Source organism: Mesorhizobium sp. WSM4829 (genome assembly GCF_055811475.1).
On sequence record NZ_JBVVQJ010000103.1, the window covers coordinates 1 to 1,544 of the forward strand.

General features: G+C 58.7%; 2 protein-coding genes. Both read right to left on the reverse strand.

Features of this window, described 5'->3' with window-relative positions; all coding sequences use genetic code 11:
* The coding region (locus tag AC0L17_RS34325) for an ABC transporter ATP-binding protein (RefSeq protein WP_473518966.1) at nt 1-1,093 on the reverse strand (1,093 nt) is incomplete at its 3' end.
* 137 nt (nt 1,094-1,230) lie between these two features.
* Nucleotides 1,231-1,544: extracellular solute-binding protein (locus AC0L17_RS34330; protein WP_473518967.1), on the reverse strand; the 314-nt coding region annotated here is incomplete at its 5' end.

Here is a 1,544-nt window from a genome sequence, read left to right on the forward strand (position 1 = left end):
TGACAAAGCGAACGTCTGAGCGCAGCCAGTCGAGATGTACCTCATCGCCAGCTTGGAAAATCTGCTGGCCGGCGGCGACGTGCTCGCGCACAATCAGCACACTGTTCCCGGCGCGTACATGGTATTTCCGCAACGGGCCGGCATAAATCATATCCTCGACGATGCCGGTGACGAACTGGCGCTGGTCTGCATCGGTGCGCCTCAAAGCCGCGGCAGCAGTGACGCAGATACGCTCCGGCCGGATCATGGGAACTGTTCCGGACGGCGGCTTGGCATCGGATTCGACCTTGAAACCAGGATTCTCGAGAATGTTGGCTTCGCCTAGAAAATTCGCCACGAAGCACGTCGCCGGCCTGTCATAGAGCGCCTCCGGCGTGTCGGTCTGCTCGATTTGACCGGCTCGCATGACGACAATGCGATCCGACAGAGTGAGCGCCTCCTCCTGGTCGTGCGTGACACAGATGGTGGTGATGCCGAACTCTTTATGCAGGCTCTTCATCTCAACCTGCATCTGCTCGCGAAGGTTGCGGTCAAGTGCGCCGAGCGGCTCATCGAGCAAGAGGAACGGCGGATCGGCGATCAGCGCTCGAGCAAGCGCCACGCGCTGTTGCTGGCCGCCGCTCAATTGCGACGGCATGCGGCCGCCAAAGTCGGTGAGGTGCACGCGCGCGAGCATGCGGTCGACCCGCGCTGCCCTCTCGGCAGCCTTCATGCCGCGCATTTCGAGCGGGAATTCTAGGTTCCGGCGCACCGTGAGGTGCGGAAACAGCGCATAGCTCTGGAAGACGATGCCTTGGTCGCGCCGGTAAGACGGCACCGCCGCGACCGACTTCCCAGCAATGCGGATGTCTCCCTCAGTGGGCGCTACGAACCCGGCGAGCAGCATCAGGGCCGTGGTCTTGCCCGAACCGCTTGGACCGAGAATGGTCAGGAACTCGCCGAGACGAACGGTCAGCGACAAATTGCTGACCGCAGCGACCGCCCCATACATCTTGGTGACGCTGCGGAACTCAATCTGAGCCGGAACCGGATTTTTCTCCAATGCTTCATCCTCAGCAATTGGCAGGGTGATATTCTTTAGATGCAAGGTCACGACTGATCCTCCAATACGACTGGGACGCGTCTGCCAGACGTACTGCTTCCAAATCGCAAGTGTCGGTTCGTCTAGATTTTGTCGAGAAGGCGACGCCCTGTTCTTCGCAGCCTCACCACATCTTGCTTAATCTACGATCACTGAAGGATCCACTCGTTCCAACGCTGGGCAAGCCGCTCTTGGTTTGTCATGCCGTCTGGTCCCGCCTCAGCGTACCACTTGGGGTTCATTACTATGCTAGATTTCAGGTAATCAGGGTGGCTGGCGAATTTTCGTCCGCGATCCTCCGGTATCAGTTTAAACGCATTTCGGTTGGTCGGGCCGTAAGGCATGATCTGTGCAAAAGCAGCCTGCCTGTCAGCCCGGGTGATGAATTCAATGAATTTCTGTGCGTTCTGCAGATTTTTGGCGCCCTTCGGGATGGCCCAGCTTTCCCAGGTCAGCTTTGACT